At 44.4% G+C, this 18,178-nt stretch carries 22 protein-coding genes; 11 read left to right on the forward strand and 11 right to left on the reverse strand.

Annotation, left to right across the window (positions count from 1 at the left end; translation table 11 throughout):
• Positions 1-207: 207 nt before the first annotated feature.
• From khtU to ACY3LV_RS15100, 3 genes are read right to left on the reverse strand one after another with little or no spacing between them, the layout of a single operon-like run.
• Complete coding sequence (khtU, locus tag ACY3LV_RS15090) at positions 208-1,425, reverse strand: K(+)/H(+) antiporter subunit KhtU (RefSeq protein ID WP_464864083.1); 1,218 nt, start codon at positions 1,423-1,425, stop codon at positions 208-210.
• A gap of 7 nt (positions 1,426-1,432) precedes the next feature.
• Entirely contained in the window at positions 1,433-1,930 is a 498-nt protein-coding gene (gene khtT / locus ACY3LV_RS15095) for a K(+)/H(+) antiporter subunit KhtT (RefSeq protein ID WP_087991231.1), read from the reverse strand.
• A gap of 56 nt (positions 1,931-1,986) precedes the next feature.
• Positions 1,987-2,304 (reverse strand): hypothetical protein, encoded by a 318-nt coding sequence (locus ACY3LV_RS15100; RefSeq protein ID WP_148964141.1) that lies wholly within the window; start codon positions 2,302-2,304, stop codon positions 1,987-1,989.
• A 177-nt stretch (positions 2,305-2,481) separates the two neighbouring features.
• On the opposite strand from ACY3LV_RS15100, the gene ACY3LV_RS15105 reads away from it, so the two are divergent.
• Entirely contained in the window at positions 2,482-3,249 is a 768-nt protein-coding gene (locus tag ACY3LV_RS15105; RefSeq protein WP_464864084.1) for an enoyl-CoA hydratase, read from the forward strand.
• A gap of 20 nt (positions 3,250-3,269) precedes the next feature.
• On the opposite strand, the gene ACY3LV_RS15110 is transcribed toward ACY3LV_RS15105, so the two are convergent.
• Positions 3,270-3,455: a YhzD family protein gene (locus ACY3LV_RS15110; protein ID WP_148964143.1), complete on the reverse strand. Its 186-nt coding sequence runs from the start codon at positions 3,453-3,455 to the stop codon at positions 3,270-3,272.
• Between the two features lie 133 nt (positions 3,456-3,588).
• Here ACY3LV_RS15110 and ACY3LV_RS15115 point away from each other — a divergent pair, with 133 nt between their 5' ends.
• From ACY3LV_RS15115 to yhaL, 6 genes are all read left to right on the forward strand, one after another.
• Positions 3,589-4,485 (forward strand): ABC transporter ATP-binding protein, encoded by an 897-nt coding sequence (locus ACY3LV_RS15115; protein ID WP_148964144.1) that lies wholly within the window; start codon positions 3,589-3,591, stop codon positions 4,483-4,485.
• Entirely contained in the window at positions 4,478-5,737 is a 1,260-nt protein-coding gene (locus ACY3LV_RS15120) for an ABC transporter permease (RefSeq protein ID WP_148964145.1), read from the forward strand. Before ACY3LV_RS15115 ends, ACY3LV_RS15120 begins: the two co-directional genes overlap by 8 nt.
• 106 nt (positions 5,738-5,843) lie before the next feature.
• Positions 5,844-7,070 (forward strand): DNA repair exonuclease, encoded by a 1,227-nt coding sequence (locus ACY3LV_RS15125; protein ID WP_333561991.1) that lies wholly within the window; start codon positions 5,844-5,846, stop codon positions 7,068-7,070.
• 4 nt (positions 7,071-7,074) lie between these two features.
• Complete coding sequence (locus tag ACY3LV_RS15130; RefSeq protein WP_333562013.1) at positions 7,075-9,972, forward strand: ATP-binding protein; 2,898 nt, start codon at positions 7,075-7,077, stop codon at positions 9,970-9,972.
• A gap of 78 nt (positions 9,973-10,050) precedes the next feature.
• The gene (gene yhaM / locus ACY3LV_RS15135; RefSeq protein ID WP_333518307.1) at positions 10,051-10,995 is read left to right on the forward strand and encodes a 3'-5' exoribonuclease YhaM; all 945 of its coding nucleotides are present in this window, start codon (positions 10,051-10,053) and stop codon (positions 10,993-10,995) included.
• A 126-nt stretch (positions 10,996-11,121) separates the two neighbouring features.
• Positions 11,122-11,334, forward strand: coding sequence for a sporulation protein YhaL (yhaL, locus tag ACY3LV_RS15140; protein WP_148964157.1), 213 nt, complete (start codon positions 11,122-11,124; stop codon positions 11,332-11,334).
• Positions 11,335-11,374: 40 nt separating this feature from the next.
• On the opposite strand, the gene ACY3LV_RS15145 is transcribed toward yhaL, so the two are convergent.
• Complete coding sequence (locus ACY3LV_RS15145; protein WP_333561990.1) at positions 11,375-12,241, reverse strand: peptidylprolyl isomerase; 867 nt, start codon at positions 12,239-12,241, stop codon at positions 11,375-11,377.
• Between the two features lie 159 nt (positions 12,242-12,400).
• On the opposite strand from ACY3LV_RS15145, the gene yhzE1 reads away from it, so the two are divergent.
• Both yhzE1 and yhzE2 read left to right on the forward strand, forming a co-directional pair.
• A complete protein-coding gene (gene yhzE1, locus ACY3LV_RS15150) occupies positions 12,401-12,487 on the forward strand; it encodes a sporulation protein YhzE1 (protein WP_003327753.1) in 87 nt (28 codons plus the stop codon).
• A 124-nt stretch (positions 12,488-12,611) separates the two neighbouring features.
• Positions 12,612-12,698 (forward strand): sporulation protein YhzE2, encoded by an 87-nt coding sequence (yhzE2, locus tag ACY3LV_RS15155; protein ID WP_032681524.1) that lies wholly within the window; start codon positions 12,612-12,614, stop codon positions 12,696-12,698.
• 341 nt (positions 12,699-13,039) lie between these two features.
• On the opposite strand, the gene ACY3LV_RS15160 is transcribed toward yhzE2, so the two are convergent.
• Positions 13,040-13,558 carry a DUF3267 domain-containing protein gene (locus tag ACY3LV_RS15160; protein ID WP_148964159.1) on the reverse strand — a complete coding sequence of 173 codons (519 nt, stop codon included), beginning with the start codon at positions 13,556-13,558 and terminating at the stop codon, positions 13,040-13,042.
• Between the two features lie 207 nt (positions 13,559-13,765).
• On the opposite strand from ACY3LV_RS15160, the gene ACY3LV_RS15165 reads away from it, so the two are divergent.
• Positions 13,766-14,107, forward strand: a complete 342-nt coding sequence (locus ACY3LV_RS15165; RefSeq protein ID WP_087991240.1) for a YhaI family protein — start codon at positions 13,766-13,768, stop codon at positions 14,105-14,107.
• Here the strand turns inward: ACY3LV_RS15165 and ACY3LV_RS15170 are convergent.
• Positions 14,104-14,715, reverse strand: coding sequence for an HTH-type transcriptional regulator Hpr (locus ACY3LV_RS15170; RefSeq protein WP_148964161.1), 612 nt, complete (start codon positions 14,713-14,715; stop codon positions 14,104-14,106). The genes ACY3LV_RS15165 and ACY3LV_RS15170 overlap by 4 nt on opposite strands.
• 178 nt (positions 14,716-14,893) lie before the next feature.
• Complete coding sequence (locus tag ACY3LV_RS15175) at positions 14,894-15,250, reverse strand: YtxH domain-containing protein (RefSeq protein WP_148964162.1); 357 nt, start codon at positions 15,248-15,250, stop codon at positions 14,894-14,896.
• A gap of 130 nt (positions 15,251-15,380) precedes the next feature.
• On the opposite strand from ACY3LV_RS15175, the gene ACY3LV_RS15180 reads away from it, so the two are divergent.
• Entirely contained in the window at positions 15,381-15,572 is a 192-nt protein-coding gene (locus ACY3LV_RS15180; RefSeq protein WP_333561988.1) for a hypothetical protein, read from the forward strand.
• A 73-nt stretch (positions 15,573-15,645) separates the two neighbouring features.
• On the opposite strand, the gene trpP is transcribed toward ACY3LV_RS15180, so the two are convergent.
• The 3 genes from trpP to ACY3LV_RS15195 form a co-directional block, all read right to left on the reverse strand.
• A complete protein-coding gene (gene trpP / locus ACY3LV_RS15185) occupies positions 15,646-16,164 on the reverse strand; it encodes a tryptophan transporter TrpP (protein WP_087991243.1) in 519 nt (172 codons plus the stop codon).
• Between the two features lie 123 nt (positions 16,165-16,287).
• The gene (gene serC / locus ACY3LV_RS15190) at positions 16,288-17,367 is read right to left on the reverse strand and encodes a phosphoserine transaminase (protein ID WP_464864124.1); all 1,080 of its coding nucleotides are present in this window, start codon (positions 17,365-17,367) and stop codon (positions 16,288-16,290) included.
• Positions 17,368-17,515: 148 nt separating this feature from the next.
• The gene (locus ACY3LV_RS15195; protein WP_464864086.1) at positions 17,516-17,953 is read right to left on the reverse strand and encodes an HIT family protein; all 438 of its coding nucleotides are present in this window, start codon (positions 17,951-17,953) and stop codon (positions 17,516-17,518) included.
• Between the last annotated feature and the right edge of the window lie 225 nt (positions 17,954-18,178).

An 18,178-nucleotide genomic window follows, 5' to 3' on the forward strand; every position in this document is an offset into this window, starting at 1 on the left:
AGTGAACAAGTTCTCCTCACAGCCGCATGCCAGAACATGAAGAAGATTGCCACATACCTAGCCAAGCAGGGCTAGGTTTGTGGGAGCTCTTTTTCTGCTTTTGAAATTAGCTGAACAACTAAAGAAACAGCAGAAAACAAAAAAAGCTTGTAGAAAAAACGTCGTTTTCTCTACAAGCTGGCAGCACTGATCACAGTGCTGCTTTTTTTATCCCTGTTTTCTTGCAGGCTGAACCCCTGGCTTCCATTTAAATACCTTGTTCAGCAGGCGGTAGATTCGTTTTGATTCCTTTGTTAAAAGCGGTCCTAAAATCGCCAGAATGAGAACATATAATGCGGCAAACGGCTTTAATGTGGCTGACAGGCCGCCGGCTATCCCGAGATTCGCAACAATAATTGAAAACTCTCCCCGTGATACGATTGTCAGTCCGATATTCGATGACGCCTTATGAGAAAGCCCTGCGCGCCGTCCGGCCGCCATTCCGGCGATAAAGTTTCCGAGAATGGTCAGAATGACTGCTCCTAAAGCAAGCCAAACCGCTTCACCTAACGAAAACGGATCAATGCTGAGGCCAAAGCTGAAAAAGAACATCGCGCCGAAGAAGTCGCGAAACGGAACGACAAGGTGTTCAATCCGGTCGGAATGCTCTGTTTCGGAAAAAACCAAACCGAGCAGCAGCGCGCCGATCGCTTCCGCTACATGAATCGTCTCTGAAAATCCGGCAATAAAAAAGAGCGCGGCGAAAATGACGATAATAAACACTTCATTTGAGCGAATGTCCAACAGCTTATTCAATAGAGGCGGGAGCTTTCTGGCTGCGATAAAAAACAGCAGCATATAACTGAAGGCGATCAAAATGGACAAAAACGCACTCCCGACTGATGTCGCATCACCTAACACAAGGCCGGAAACAACGGACAAATATACGGCAAGGAAGATATCCTCAAACATGATAATACCGAGGATCAGCTCGGTTTCCGGATTGGCCGTTCTTTTTAAATCAACGAGCACTTTTGCGACAATCGCACTTGATGAGATCGTGATGACGCCTGCAAGGACGAGGACTTCCAGAAAAGAAAACCCAGTGATAAACCCGTAAAGCAGCCCGAGGCTGAAATTAATCAAGATATAAATCGTTCCGCCGGCCGCGATTGACTTTCCAGATTTGATTAATTTTCCAACAGAGAATTCGAGTCCGAGATAGAAGAGGAGGAACAGCACGCCCATCCGCCCGAAAAACGCGATGATTTCACTGCTTTCTATAAATGTAAGGTCAATAATCCCCGCTTTCGGAGCGTGGGGTCCAAGCAGCATGCCCAGCACAATCAGAAACGGAATAATCGAAAATTTAATTTTATTGGCGATCACACTGGCAAGCGCCACAAGCACAAGCGCAGTCCCGACTTCAAATACAAGATGATCCATCGGCCGATTACACGCCCTCTCCAGAAAGAAAATCGTGAATCAGTTTCTTCAGATGCTTTCTTTCACCTGAGAGGACAAGTGTGTCATTTTCTTCAATAACCGAGTCTGCCCCAGGGTTTAAAAGTTTTTCCCGGCTGTGCTTGATGATGGCGATCACAGTGACATCGCAGTTCTGGCGGACATCAAGCTCCCCGAGTGTTCGCCCGATCGACTTGGCGCCTTTTTCAACCTTAAACCATTCAATAATGAGATCGCTGAAGGCCATTTCGATCGACTCCAGTGCTTGTGGTTTATAGACCATGCCACCGAGAATAGCCGCAATTTGCCTTGCTTCGGAATCATCCAATGAGATATTGGAAAGAAGCTCATCCGGGTCCCGGTCATGAAACCGGTAAATTTCTCTTCTTCCGTCATCATGAATGATAATGGTCATCTTTTCGTGACTTCTCGTTTCGATTTCAAATTTTTTGCCGATGCCCGGCAGATCGTTTTCTTTAATATTCAATGAAAATCCCTCCGAATGTAGTGTTGGCTAATGGGGTGAGTTACAAACAAGAACATTTATATTCGGAGGTAATTAGACTGGTATTTGACAGGGACGGCGCAAACCTTTTCCAGCCTGTTTATCAGCGGTTCGTCAAGGGGTTTGACAGACAGCTGCCTGACAGACAGCGCCAGCGGACTGTATTCTTTGATTAGCTCTGCGATGTACAGGCTGCCCGGCGACGGCGTTTTGGCCGACTGTGTTTCCTGCGGATATGAGGACATAGGCACATAGCTGTCAGTGGTTTCTTCAAGCTGGGAAGGCAGAACGACGTCCGAAGGGGGAAAGTACACCACAAATAAACTTAACAGTAAACTGACAAGCAATTTATCCATGCTTCCTCTCCTCCTTTCGAATAGCCCTCTTTCACTATATAAAACTTTATGTTTCCACTCAAACAATATGCATTTTTCAGTATCTATTGATCTTGAAAAATAAAGAGGTTTATTGGAGGATGGCGGGGAATGTATAGGAGAAAGAAAAAAGGAAACGCATACATGGAGGTGCTTCACATGGAGTTTATTCAATATGAATCGAATGGAACCGTTGCGGAGATTATCTTGAATCGTCCTGAAGCCCATCACGCCCTGAATGAACAGATGCTGTCTGAACTGAAGGAGGCGGTTGAAAAGGCAGCTGCAAGCGAGGCGCTCATCGTTCTCCTGAGAGGAACCGGGAAAGGCTTTTCAGCCGGCGGAGATATTCGGATGATGACATCAGAGCATGACCCTGATCAATTTAAGCGGCTGATGGATACGATTGAGGCTGTCACTCTGTCATTATATCAGATGAAGAAAGTGACAATTACAGCTATTCACGGCGCTGCTGCGGGACTGGGTCTGAGTTTAGCGCTTTGCGCTGACATTGTGCTCGCGGAAAAAAATGCCGTTCTCGCGATGAATTTTATTGGCATTGGGCTTGTTCCGGACGGCGGAGGGCATTATTTGCTGAAGAAAAGAATTGGGGAAGCGAAGGCGAAAAAGCTCATTTGGAGCGGGAAAAAACTTTCCGCCGCGGAAGGCACCGATATGGGCCTCCTTGACGGGACATTTGCCGGAGACCCTGCGGAAGGCGCAAGACCCTTTATTGAAACCCTTTTGGCCTCGCCTCTTTTGGCGATGATCGAAACAAAAGCCATCTTTCAAAGCCTCCAGCTTGAAGAACTGCAAAAGGTGCTTGCACTTGAACGCAGCGCCCAAGAGAAAATGAGAAGGACCAAGGATCACCAGGAAGGAATCCGTGCCTTTTTGGAAAAACGAGAGCCGAAGTTTCAAGCGTAACAGATCAGCCGGAAAGCTGATCATCTATGAAACAAAATCAGCTTTCCGGCTGCATTGACTACACGATGGGTGTGACTGTGCAGCTCTTTTTCTTTTAATAGGGCTTCACCACGCATTTTAGCCGTTTCTTCATTTTCTGCCTCAAATCGCTCGTTAACCAGTGTTTCCCCCGAAGGATCAAAAGCTGTAAGGAAATAATCAGCCATCAGGTTTCCCCTCCATTTTCAAGGTTTATCAGTCTTTCTTCATTTATATTTATATTCTAAAAAAGAATTCAAAATCCTTTATTAAGTTTGATCCAAAATTAGTATATAATGGGTCAGGAAAGGAGGAGATTTGGTGCTTAAGATTGATCACGTAACGAAGACATTTGGAGATTATAAAGCTGTTGACGGATTGGACTTAGACATTCCGGAGCAGCAAATGTTCGGTCTTTTAGGCGCAAACGGAGCGGGAAAAACGACGACGTTTCGCATGATCCTTGGTTTATTAAGCATTACGGAGGGCTCAATCAGCTGGAAAGGCCGTCCTGTGAATTACAATATCAGCAACAAAATCGGTTATTTGCCGGAAGAGCGGGGCCTTTATCCGAAAATGAAGGTGAAAGATCAGCTTGTCTATCTTGCCAGATTAAAAGGGATGGAGAAGCAGGAGGCTGTAAAAGAGCTCGGCACATGGCTTGAACGCTTCAATATAACAGATTACGAGAATAAGAAGGTGGAAGAGCTTTCGAAGGGAAACCAGCAGAAAATCCAATTCATTTCGGCTGTTTTGCATAAGCCGGAGCTGCTGATCCTTGATGAACCGTTCAGCGGTCTGGACCCTGTCAATGTTGAGCTGTTAAAAGAGTCTGTGATTTCTCTTAAAAACAGCGGTGTTTCTATTTTATTTTCCAGCCACCGGATGGAGCATGTGGAGGAGCTTTGTGAGCACCTGTGCATATTACAGAAAGGAAAGCCGGTTGTGCAAGGAAGGCTGAAGGAGATCAAGCGTTCCTTCGGCAAGAAAAATGTCACGATCCACTCCGATGACGATCTGCGTTTTTTGCAGTCTCATGAAGGCATTCTCAAATGGAAGGAAACGGCTGGCGGCGTCAAGCTGCAGATCGCTAATGAAGATATTTCTCAAGAGATCTTTGCCATGCTCCAAGGGAAAGGGTTTATTAGAAAGTTTGAGCTTGAAGAGCCGTCACTGCACGATATTTTTATAGAAAAGGTGGGTGCCGTCTATGAATAAATTTTGGCTCATGCTTTCTCATACATATAAAAATAAAATAATGGCAAAATCCTTTATTATCTCGACTGTCATCACGGTACTGCTTGTTTTAGTTGTAACGAATATGGAGTCGATCATTTCTATGTTTCAAGGTGATGATACGAAAGAAAAAATCGCCGTTGTTGATGAAACAAACGAATTATATCCGATTTTCTCGAAGCAGCTGAAAGCGGTGGATACAGACGGCGGTCTAGATGTGAAGCAGTCGAAGCAATCGGAGGATGAGGTCACAAAGCAAGTCAAAGATGAAGCGCTCGATGGCATGCTTATCATCAAACGAGATGAAAAAGGGGCCATTTCAGGAACTTATAAAGCGTTAACGATTTCTGATGATAGCACGTACCATACGCTGCAGCAGGCGCTGACGCAAACCAAAACGGCTGTCGGAACAGCGGATCTCGGTGTCTCGCAGGAAACGATCAGCAGTCTTTATGCGCCCGTTACTGTCGGACAGGAGACGCTGAAAGAGGGGGCGAAGTCTGAGGAAGAGCTTGGCCAGACAGCGGGGCTTGTTTACATTATGCTGTTTGTCATTTATTTCTCAGTCATTATGTATGCCAGTATGATTGCGATGGAGGTCGCAACCGAAAAATCCTCGCGTGTCATGGAAATCCTGATCTCAAGCATGCCGCCGATCCAGCAGATGTTTGCAAAGCTGCTTGGCATCGGGCTCGTCGGAATGACGCAGCTTGCTGTCATCATAGCCGCTGGCTCATTGTCGCTAAAGCTGAACAAAACGAGCGAAACAGCTTCATCTGTCGGAGGATTCCTTAATCTGACCGACGTTTCAGCAGCCACTGTCATCTATGCTGTGATTTTCTTTTTGCTCGGATACTTTTTATACGCGACACTCGCCGCGTTTCTCGGCAGTGTCGTCAGCAGAATAGAGGACGTGCAGCAAACGATCACGCCAATGACACTTTTGGTTGTCGCCGGTTTTATGATCGCGATGTTCGGCTTGAATGCACCTGACGCAGGATTTATTACGGTAACCTCGTTTATTCCGTTTTTTACGCCAATGATTATGTTTTTGCGCGTCGGCATGCTTGATATTCCGTTCTGGCAGGCTGCTGCCGGTATCGGAATCACACTGCTCACCATTGTCATACTGGCTGTCATCGGCGCCAGAATTTACAAAGGCGGTGTGTTGATTTACGGCAATTCAAGCGCGTTCAAAGCGATCAAACAAGCGCTTCGTTTAGCGAAAAACTGATTGAAAAACAGCCTGGGGATCCTCGGGCTGTTTCTTTATTGACAGAACGTGCATTCGCCAGAATTCGGTGCTAAAATAAGGGTACTTCATCCTGGAAAGGAGCAGAATGTTGACGGATCTAACCTTTATTCATGCGGCAGATCTACATCTCGACAGCCCGTTTTACGGGATATCGCATCTGCCGGAACCGATTTTTGCCCGGATCAAAGAAAGTACGTTTGCAAGCGTGAGACATATGATAGATACCGCAGTGAGAGAAAACGTTGATTTCATTTTGCTGGCGGGGGACCTGTTTGATGAAGCCAATCGAAGTTTAAAGGCCCAGCTCTTTTTAAGAAAGCAGTTTGAAAGACTCAGAGAGTGCGGGATTTCAGTTTATGTGATCTTTGGGAACCACGATCATCTTGGCGGGGAGTGGACGCCGATTGAATGGCCTGAGAATGTCCATATTTTTTCGTCCGCTGTACCTGAAGAAAAATCGTTTTATAAGGAAGGCAGGCGCATGGCAAGCATTTACGGCTTCAGTTATCAGGAGAGAGCCGTGACGGAAAACCAAGCCGTCCGCTATCGGAGGTCGACTGACGCGCCGTTTCATATCGGTATGCTTCACGGCACGCTGTCAGGAGCTGAAGGACACGATCCGTATTGCCCGTTTACACATGATGATCTCGTGAAAAGCGGGATGGATTATTGGGCGCTTGGCCATATTCATAAACGCCAGATTCTTTCTGCCGAGCACCCGGCGGTCATCTATCCGGGAAATACGCAAGCTCGCCATATGAAGGAGACGGGAGACAAAGGCTATTATCTTGTTCGTGTGGCCAGCGGAGACATTTCGTATGACTTCCAGAAAGCGCATGATGTCTTGTGGGAAAAAGCGGCAGTTGATGTGACGGAGGTAAAGAATGTGACCGCCCTTTTCCAAATGATTGAGGACGCGTTTTCGAAGCTGCGGATAAAGGGGAGCCCTGTTTGTGTCAGACTCGTGTTGCAAGGGGCCGCACCACAATGGCTGCTGGAGGCGCCGAGAGGCACTTTGGATGAGCTTCTTGAAGCGTTTCAGGAGCAAGAGGCGGAGGAAGAACACTTCATTTGGCCTCTCTCATTGGAGGACGAGACAGAACATGAAACAAACCTTACAAGCCTGGATCCTTTTTTTGGCGGTTTATTTACTGACATTGATCGCGGCGATCTGTCAGATGTGCTGGAGGGGCTTGAGCGACATCCTGTGTATAGAAGGCACGCGGACCGGTTTAGCCAAGAGGAGCTAAAGGAAATAAAAGAGCAGGCACAGATTTTATTGAAAAGACAGCTTAAGGTGCTTGAAACATGAGGCGGTGAAAGCTTTGCGAATTAAATCTTTACATATCTACCAATACGGGAAATTTTCCAATCGGACCTTTCACTTTTCCGCCTCGCCTGTCCAATTAATCTACGGATTAAATGAGGCAGGAAAAACGACGATGATGTCATTTATTGAAAGCATGCTGTTTGGTTTTCCGAAAACGAAAAAATATGAACCGAAAACAGGCGGTGTCTACGGAGGTGTTCTTGAAGCTGAACATCCCGAATATGGGGTGTTGAGGATCGAACGGACGAAAGGGACTGCCGAAAAGCTAAGAGTGTACACAGAAAACGGCGAAGTGAAGCAGGGAGATGTTTTAAAGCAGCTGTTTCAAGGCACGGACAGGGCGCTGTACAAAGCCATTTATTCATTTGATGTATTCGGGCTGCAGGAAATTCACGCCTTTAATCGGGACAAGATTGGGGAATTTCTGCTGTTTTCCAGCTTGTTTGGCGCTGAAGCCGTATCTAAGCTTGATTCACGGCTGACAAAGGAAAGCGAAAGCCTCTATAAACCAAACGGGCGAAATCCTCAATTGAATCAAGAGCTGGAAACGCTTAAGCAGCTGGCAGCGAAGCTAAAACAGGCTGAAGCAGAGGAAGCGGGTTATCATCAGCTTCTTGAAGAAAAAAGAACGCTCGAATCCCGTCTTGCAGCCGCAGAAACCGAATTGCAAGAGGCGGCAGGACATATCCGATCGTTTGAGGGAGCGATTGAGCTGAAGCCGCTGCTAAATGAAAAAGCTGCGCTCGAACAGGCGATGGCACAATATCCGGAACAGGCGGGACAATTTCCGGCTGACGGGCTGCACCAGCTGGAAAAATATGAATTTCATCTTCACCCGAAATCCGCACAGGCGGAGGCGCTTCGAGTGAAGATGGCGGAGCTGGACAAACAGGTGCAAAAGCTTAATCCGGATCAAGAAATGTTGGCGAAAGAAACGCTGATACAAGAGCTTTCCGCAGCGTTTCATATGTACCAATCCTGCGGAGAACAGCTCGCCGCCATTCAGGCACAGCTGCGCCAGTCGTCCGCACAGGCAGCGGCAGGGCTGGAACAGCTCAATAAAACGGATGAAAATGAACTCCTGAATATGAACACGTCTTATGACTATGAATGGCAGCTACAGCAGGCGGTGCAGCAATATGTGCAGGCAAGAGACAGAAAACGGCAGCTTGATGAGACGTTTGAACTTGCTCGGCAAGAGCTGGAAGACGCAGAAAAGGCCGTTCATGCCGCTTCGTCCGCCATTCTTGAAAACAGCGATAGAAAAGATAAAGAAGCGGCCCTTAAAGCATATGATGAAGCACAGGGGCAGCATCAAGAGCAAGCGAAGCTGCGAGAACAGCTGAAGTTTTTTGAAAGGCAGCAGGTTAAACAGAAAAAGACTGTCATTGCAGCTGGTATGTTGTTCATCGTTCTCTTTCTGCTGCTTCAGCAATGGATTCCCGCCATAAGCATCGGCGCTGCACTGATTGTGTATTGGCTTGCATTAGGTAAAAAAACACCGTCTTCCCGAAACAGCCGGGAGACGAGACAGCCAGTGACGGACATGTCGCCGGTAGAAGCCGAAGCACTAAGAGAAGCGTTATGGGAGGATGACCGCAATAAACAGCATCTCATCACACAGCGGGCAGTGCTCCAGCAAAAAGAAGCGGCTTATGAAAGGGTCATCCAGCAGTTTGAACAGTGGGAAACCGATATGGCCCCGTCCTTTACTCAGGTCGAGCGTTTTATGAAGGAGCTCGGATTCATGGAAGATCCGTCTTTTTTGCTTGATGCATACAGCTTAATGAAGGATGTCAAAAAAGAAGTGAAGAAAAAGCATGAGCTGACAATTGAAGCAGGCAGGCTGAAAAAGCGCCGGCGAACATTCGAAGAACGCGTCAGCATGGTTCATCCTGCAGATCAGAGTCAGAATATGTCCATCTCGGAAGCCCTTCACACACTGAGGAAAAACGTTGAACGTGAAAAAGAAATCGAGAAACAAAGAAAAGGAATTGAAACAGATATTCATTATACAAAGGAACAGCTGTTGGAGCTGGAACAAGAAATCCAGTATTTTGAAGCCCGGATCGAACAGTTATTTGCCGCGGCGGCTACAAAAGACAGAAATGAGTTTTGCGCAATAGCTGAGGTCTGTAGGCAACTGAAGGATACGGAGAACAAGCTCCATCATGTAAACGCGCAGCTTCAAAGCGGACACCCGGTTGAGCTTGAACTGGCGGATTCCAATACGCTTTCTGAATTGAAAAACAAGCAATTAATTGAGAAGGAAAGAAAAGAGCGGCTGACCGAGGAGATCCAACAGCTTCGCAGCCAAATCGCATTGCTCTTTGTTAAACAGGAACAGTTAGAGGCTTCAGGGTTGGTATCAGACCTCAAGCTTCAAACCGAAATGCAAAAAGAACGTGTGAAAGACACCGCTAAAAAATGGGCCTCGATCCAAATGATCAAACAAGTGATCAGAAACAAATTGGAGCGGCATAAAAAAGTCGAGCTCCCGCGCCTTCTGGAGACGGCCGGAGAATTTTTCCGCCCGCTGACTGACGGAAGCTACCAAACGATTTATTTTTCCGAAACGGATGATTCCATTATGGTCATGCATTGTGATGGAACGGTTTATCAAGCGGAAGAGCTGTCACAGGGGACGTGTGAGCAGCTGTATACAGCGATCCGATTTGCTCTGGCCGTTATGCGTCAGGATGGGTCAAGGCTTCCATTCCAGCTTGATGACAGCTTTGTTCATTTTGATCAGGAAAGGCTCAAACGTGTATTAGACGTTCTTTATGATTTATGTGAAGGCGGAAGGCAGATTTTGTATTTTACATGTCATGATCATGTAAAGGATGCGTTTAAAAGCAGCCAAATCATTCATTTGGTGTCATAAAAGAGGTTCTATAGCTGTAAATCGGTATGTGATATACTGGTATTATGTAAGATAAGATACGGAGGGAGCTTTAATAGAATGGCTAAAGGGATTATGCTACATGAGGTTGGCGAACAGGTGGACCAATATCTATTGATTAAATCCTTGACGAAAGGGATTGCCAGCAACGGGAAACCATTTTTAACGCTGATGCTGCAAGACCAGTCAGGCGATATTGAAGCGAAGCTGTGGGATGCCAAGCAAAGTGATGAAGTGACCTATGCGCCGCAGACGATTGTGAAAGTCGTGGGGGATGTCCACCATTACCGCGGGCGCACCCAGCTGAAGCTGAGAAATATCAGACCAGTGAGCGAGCATGAAGACGTCAATATTGATGATTTTTTAGAAACCGCGCCCATTCCGAAAAATGAAATGATGGACACCATCACTCAATATATATTTGAAATGAAAAATCCGAATATCCAGCGGATTACAAGGTTTTTAGTCAAAAAACACGAAGCAGAATTTATGGATTATCCGGCGGCTACAAAAAATCACCATGAGTTTGTCTCCGGTTTAGCGTATCATGTTGTCTCTATGCTGAATCTGGCGAAATCCATTGCGGATTTATATCCGTCTCTTGACCGCGATCTGCTTTATGCGGGTGTTATCCTGCATGATCTCGGAAAAGTGAAAGAGCTGTCCGGCCCTGTTTCCACTTCGTATACGGTCGAAGGCAATTTGCTCGGCCATATTTCGATTATGGTCACAGAGCTGTCAAAAGCGGCTGAAGAGCTTCAAATTGATTCTGAAGAGGTGTTAATTCTTCAGCACTTGATTTTGAGTCACCACGGCAAAGCGGAGTGGGGAAGCCCGAAGCCGCCGATGGTGAAAGAAGCGGAAATTCTACACTATATAGACAACCTGGATGCCAAAATGAATATGATGGACAGAGCGCTTGAGCGCGTGAAGCCGGGCGAGTACACTGAACGTGTATTTGCACTGGAAAACCGTTCCTTTTACAAACCGACTTTTCATAAATAATAAAAAAGGACTGATGCTGAACCATTCAGATCAGTCCTTTTTTATGCGCTTTTGCCGCTCATAACTCGTCTCATTCCCGCATAGATTTAAGAATAAAGAATCTATGTAAAAGGGGGGGGGAAGCCCGTGTTATTTTTTCCATGGTGGGTGTATCTTTGTATTGTAGGCATCATTTTCAGTGCATATAAACTTGTGGCGGCAGCCAAAGAAGAAGAAAAAGCAGACCAGTCCTTTATTGAAAAAGAAGGTCAGATATATATGGAAAGGATGGAAAAGGAGAGAGAACGCCGCAGTTCTCAGCAGCCTGAAGAAGAGAATCAAAACCATTCTATCGCATAAAAAAGCTGTGCAGCTCAATGAGCTTGCACAGCTTTTTTTATTATTTAGAACTAGAAGTGCTCTCGCTTGTTGAAGAAGTATTAAATGTGTCTTTCAGATCTTTATCTTTTACTTCGATATCAGCTTTCTTCATAACTTTTTGAACAGCTTCCTGAACGGCTGCGTTGTCACTTAGTTTTTGTTCAAGAACTTCGGATTTCAGTTCTTTTTTCATGTCATCGTATTTGCCGCGTTCTTCTGTCTTTTTGATGATATGATAGCCGTATTGTGATTTGACAGGGTCACTGACTTCATCTGTTTTTAATTTAAATGCAGCTTTGCTGAATTCTTCCACCATACCGTCTTTTGCGAACCAGCCAAGGTCTCCGCCTTGTGAAGATGAAGCAGTGTCTGTAGAGTATTCTTTTGCAAGGTCTTCAAATTTCTCACCTTTTTTCAGCTTTTTCTCTACTTCCTCAGCTGTCTTTTTATCAGCGACAAGGATGTGGCTTGCGCGGATTTTGTTTTTTAAGCCTTCCCAGTATTCTTTGGTATCAGCATCTGTTACTTTAATTTGATCTTTAGCCGCTTTTTGTGTAAGCAATTCATATTTTACTTGCTCTTTAAGGTAATCTTTTCCATATTGATCTTCGAGGGCAGTATATTGATCGCCAAGCTGTGTTTTGTATTCTTTCAGCTTGTTGTCAATTTCTTTATCTGTCACTTTATATTTCTCGTCCAATACTTTTTCTTGCACCAGCTGTGTCAGGACGCTTGCGCCAGCTGTTTTCTTCATGTTTGTGTAAAGCTCGCCTTTCGTTACATCGCCTGCGTCTGTTTTTGCGATGACTTCTTTGTCGCCGCCGCTGCAAGCACTGAGAGCGAGGATGCTTGATGCGGTGATAGCTGCTATTGCGATTTTTTTCATTGTTTTCAAACACTCCTAATCATTCCAAATTAAATTACCTAAGCGTATCATAACACATTGTGGCTTTCTGTAAAAAGATTTTAAATAAAGGGCATTCGTCTAGTCAAACTTTTGCTGATGGCATACTTATATATTGATCAAGAAAAGGAGGTATGTAACATGAGCGGAGGATACTCTAACGGTTTCGCATTGCTTGTAGTACTGTTCATTTTGCTTATCATCGTAGGTGCAGCTTACATCTACTAAGCAACCCGGGGATCGCTTGCAAGATAAGCGATCCTTTATTTTCACTAGCGCCTAATCGTTTCAATCATGAATTGCATAAGATGTAATTGGAAAATAAAGCTTTTTACAGGAGGTGCTTTTTAAGATGGGTGAAGTATTTGCAGGCGGTTTCGCTTTATTGGTTGTGTTATTTATTTTATTGATTATCATCGGCGCTTCTTGGCTGTGCTAATCAAAATAAAAAGCCTAGCTGCTGAATCAGCAGCTAGGCTTTCTTTCATATTTACACAGTAAAGGAGATCTCCACAAATGAAGAGATCAGTAAAATTAATATAGATACATTGATAAATCGGAATACCTTATCCTGCCGCTCTTCAGGAATCTCTCTGACAAGGCATAGTGTATTGGTGAGCCTGTTTATGAAATATAAAATAAACATGGCAGCCACGATAAAATAGAATAAAATGATGGGAGATTCCCCCTCTCTCTGAACTGTCCCATATTACATTACCAAATATTTATTAAAAAAGATAGAATGCAAATTGAAAAATCGCTACTAGGGACAAGGTTTGGCTACTTTTCAACAAGAATATCCAAGCCGTCTGCTTCCTGGTCAATAAAAGCGGCTTTCGGCGCTTGTATCAACTTGAGGGCCAGCAAGAAGTCAGGGAGACAGTAGCCGGCATGAATGCCCGAAATCATGCAGAAATAATGGGCATGATTTGGAAAAGCCAGCGCAGCGTAAAACAATACAGGCGTTATCAGCAAAAACGGGCTTACCAGTGAAATCAGCATAGTCGTTTTTGGTATCCGTTTCCATGCGCGCATGCGCAATATGGAAAACTTTTTTTCTGATTTTCTTTTTTTGCAGATGATCGGCAGGACATGGATGACTTTATGTGCAAATAAAATAAAGACGAGCAATCCGCCGAATACAGGTACATATTCATCGCTTAAGCTTGTGCCGGGCCGCAGCAGCTCAAATGCTAAAAAGGTAGATATAAAAACCAAAATCATAAAACATACAGCAATTAATATGATGCGAACGGCGCCATAATCCTTCATGAGATTTATGGTCTTCCAGCAATTCATTAAAGTCATCCTTCCATACATCTTGATTAGAATCTCAAAATAATTTACTCCTCCTAAGAGAAAAAATCAATGCTTTTTTAAGAAAAAATATCATCCGGCAGGTATTTTTTTGAAACAAGCAAACAAACTGCGAAATATGGGGTTAGAACTTTCTTCTCAGTGAATTATCAGCTAAAATAAGATTAAAGATAGAAAGAAGTGGTGTGGATGGATTCGATGGATCATCGCATTGAGCGATTAGAATATTACATACAATTATTAGTGAAAACAGTAGATATGGACAGGTACCCTTTCTATGCGCTTCTCATTGACAAAGGGCTGAGCAGGGAAGAAGGGGAAGAGGTTATGAGGATATGCGATGAATTGTCGGATGAGCTGGCAGCACAAAAAGCGCAAGGATTTGTAACCTTCGATAAGCTCCTTGCGCTTTTTGCCGGACAGCTGAATGAAAAATTAGATGTTCATGAAACCATTTTTTCCTTGTATGAGCAAGGGCTTTATCAAGAGCTGATGGAAGTCTTTATCGGCATCATGAAGCACTTTGATTAACTGTTTACAGGTTCGAGCTCTTCTGCCGGTTCATCCGCAGCACTGTCCTTTGCTTTTTTCTTCAGTTTTCCGTTTGCGCTTTCAAAGTCATTGTCAATATTGGTGAGTGACGTTTCGAAAATTTCCATAAAATCATCGCCGTAAATATGGCGTATCATACACATCAGTTCTGCCACTTCAGGGAATTTTCCGAATAAATGATAAAGTGGCTGTGACCCTTTAAAAACCGCGTTGCGAGTCGGATCGAATTCCTCGAGCAAGCTCCAGAATACTTCATTCCCTTCCTCAGTCAATTGGACGTATGTGTTCCGTTTATCATTCAGCCGTTTGGAGAATCTTAAATATCCTCGCTCTTCCAGCTTTTTTGAAAAGTTGAATGCGGTTGATACGTGCATGACCCCGAATTTCGCGATTTCAGAAATGGAAGCTCCATTCAATTGATACGCAATCCATAAAATATGATGCTCATTAATATTCAGGTCATACGGTTTAAGCCATTGCTGCCAATCTTTCTCGATCGATTTCCAAAGAGCTTTGCTAAGCTGAGCCATTTTCTGGGTGAAGACCAGAGCCTCTTTCACATCATAGGGCGGTTCCACTCGATTCATTACGTCACCTGCTTCTCTTTTTCTTTTTCTCTATTATGCCAATAAAATAAAGATTAATAAAGATGAAAATGTAAGAATTTTTTAATAAATTCACAATCCGTTGCGGTGAGAGGCTTTTTCGGTCAAAAAAAAATGCGGGTCCAGTTTTAGCCCGCATTTTTTTCTTTTGAATAGGATATTAGTTTTGTAAGGTTTTCTCCAGCTGTTTGATCTTCTCTTCAATATCAGCGATTTCTTTTTGCAGATCCTGCTGGTGAGGTTTGATCTCTTCCTGCCATTTTTTAATTGACGTTTGGAGCTCGCCGCTCACATCTTTAATGACTTCTGTACTTTCTTTGGCCGCTTTGATCAGCTGGTCTTTTAACGCAAGTCCGTCTGATTTTAAGCGTTTGATCGTTTCTTCGAAAGAATCATAATTGGTTTTCATTTTTTCACGCAGCTGCGCTCCTGAGGAAGGTGCAGTAAGAAGAACTGCAGCCCCTCCGATAATGCCGCCTACGAATAGTCCTGTTAGCAGAGAACGTCCGTCCGCCATTACAATCACCCCGTCTTTTTCTTGAAAATAGGATTCATTCAGTATTTTTCGTTTTTTGTTGAAAGCCTGAACTTCTATACATAGCTTGCTTTATTTTAGCATATTTTTTAAGTGAAAAGGAGGGAGAAGGTTGTCTGTCTTTATAATTGTGTTATCCTGCATCACCCTTGCCTTCGCTTCAGGCGCTGTTTACTATATCAGACTCCTCAGCCAGGCTGCTTCTTATCCGCCCAAGAAGGTCATCCGGCAGAAAGCGCTTGTTTGTTCAACCGGAACCGCCTTTACACTATGTCTTATCTTTTTCACAAAACTCTTTGTTTAAAACATGCTGACAGGCTGCGGACTCTCTGTCGAAAAAAACCTCTCCCGGAAGCGGAAGAGGTTTTGGGTGACAATTATTCAGCAGCTTCCATAAAGCTTGAACGTTTTAAAATGGTTTGCACAATCGGATAAATAATAATCATTGCGATTGTGTTCAGTACAGCGGCCGGCAGAACAACAGCCGCGAACAATGCGGCGAAACCGCCAGGCAAACCGACGATCAATAAAGCTGACGATAAAAATACAATGCCCGATAAGATGGTCCCGATCGCTGTCAGAACTGCGGCTGCACCTGTTTTCTGGCTCTTTCTGAACAAAAGGAACAGGATGAAGAACAGAAACGCTGACACGGGTTTATCGATGATGTTAGGAATCTGTCCGGCTGGAAATGCGGTTGTAAGTGCGGAAATGATTCCGGTCACAATCCCAATGACGAGTACATTTTGCACCCGCGGGAACAGAAGGATGCCCATGAACATCATGATCAGCATCATATCTGGTTTCATGCCGCCTAAAAAGGGCGGAATAATGGAATGAAGCGCTGCGCCGATTGCGGCAAACAGAGCCATAATGACTAACTCTTTTGTTTTCATATCTATGCTCTCCTCTGCTAAGCTTTTTGCCCTCCAATAATATGCTCGTCATTTATTGCGAAGGCTTAAAGAATGTGATATGCAAACAGTATACCAAACGAACGGTTTGCATAGCCAGACTTTTTACTCATTTTCCTGCTGGAATTTCTTCATGAACGCAGCTAATTTTTCACAGTCTTCGAGAGACACCGCGTTATAAATAGAAGCACGGCAGCCTCCTACTGAACGGTGTCCGCCAAGGCCGATCATCTTTGCTTCTTTTGCTTCCTGAACGAATGTTTTCGTTAATTCGTCATTACGAAGCGTGAAGGTAACATTCATGCGTGAGCGGCTGTTCTTTCTGGCATGTCCTTTATAGAATCCGCCGCTTTCATCAATGCAGCTGTAGAGCACCTGCGCTTTTTGTTCATTGCGCTGTTCAGCAGCTTCAACACCGCCGTTTTCTTTCAGCCATTCCAGAACAAGGCTCAGCATATAAATCGCAAATGTCGGCGGAGTGTTGTAAAGTGAATCCGCTTTGACATGTGTTGAATATGTCAGGATTTTTGGAACGTTCGCATTTTCATTTTGCAGCCACGTTTTTTTCATGATGACAACTGTCACACCGGAAGGGCCGAGGTTCTTTTGGGCGCCTCCGTAAATCACGTCAAATTTGGGCACATCGATTTTTCTGCTTAAAATATCGCTGGACATGTCAGCGACAAGCGGAATAGGGGAATTCGGGAATTCTTGCCACTGTGTGCCGAAAATCGTATTGTTGGACGTGATATGTAAATACGCGCCGTCTTTTACATCTGTAAGGTCAACTTCAGGAATAAAGCTGTAATTGTCTGCCTCGCTTGTCGCTGTCACAGAGGTGTTCCCGAAGAGCTTTGCTTCAGCGAGGGCTTTTTCTGACCAAGCCCCAGTCATTACAAAATGCGCGGTTTTATCAGGTGTTAAAAAGTTCATCGGAAGCATTGAGAATTGAAGGCTTGCCCCACCTTGAAGAAACAAAATATCGTAATCTTCCGGGATGCCCATCAGTTCGATTAAAAGATTTTTCGCTTTTTGGTGCACCGCTTCGTACTCTTTGCTGCGGTGGGAAAGCTCCATAACGGACATGCCGGATTCGTTAAAATCAATAAATTCTTTCTGTGCTTTTTGCAGAACTTCCAATGGCAGCGCTGCAGGACCTGCGTTAAAATTTGTTGTGCGTTCCATCATGATCCTCTCCCTGTTCTCCACGTTAATGTATAAAATAATACAATTATCCTATCACAAAAATGCAGTTTTTTGATAAAAAATTAGAATAATCAAAAGAAATTGACGGATGTTTGCTATAAATGCTCACAAATAAAATAACCCCATCTTATGATGAGGCCAGGCGTTTCGCGATAGAGGAAGAGATGGTCTGCAGATCCTCCGGTTTGTAATCATCAGCATGTGTTTTCCAAACGGCTCCGAATCCGTCTCCTTTTCCGTAGCGCGGGATAATATGCATATGATAATGGAAAACAGATTGTCCTGCTTTTTCGCCGTTATTGTTCAGCGTATTTAAGCCGATCGGTTCAAATTCATCCCGGATGGCGCGGGCGATTTTCGGAACAGCGTGAAAATATTGTTTTGCTAATTCATCCGTAAATTCATACACGTTTTTGATATGCGTTTTCGGAATGACAAGCGTGTGTCCCTTTGTCACTTGGCTGATATCAAGGAAGGCCAGCACGTGTTCATCTTCATACACCTTTGCGGATGGAATGTCACCGGCAATAATTTTACAAAAGATACAATTCTCTGCATTATGCATGAAAGTTCCTCCTTATGAAATTGTTTCGTATGTATACACTCATCGTACCACAGAAATGCTGGAAATAGAAAACAGGATGAACGGCGAGCGTTCACCCTGAATGCAGAGGAAGAGCTTTGTGAAGAAAATGTGATATGCCTTTGGTAAGCACCTCATTTGTCGATAAAATGAAGACTTGTTTAATGCCTAACGATTCCTGCGATAAACACCTCATTTGACAATTTG

The organism is Bacillus sp. 11C (assembly GCF_055486375.1).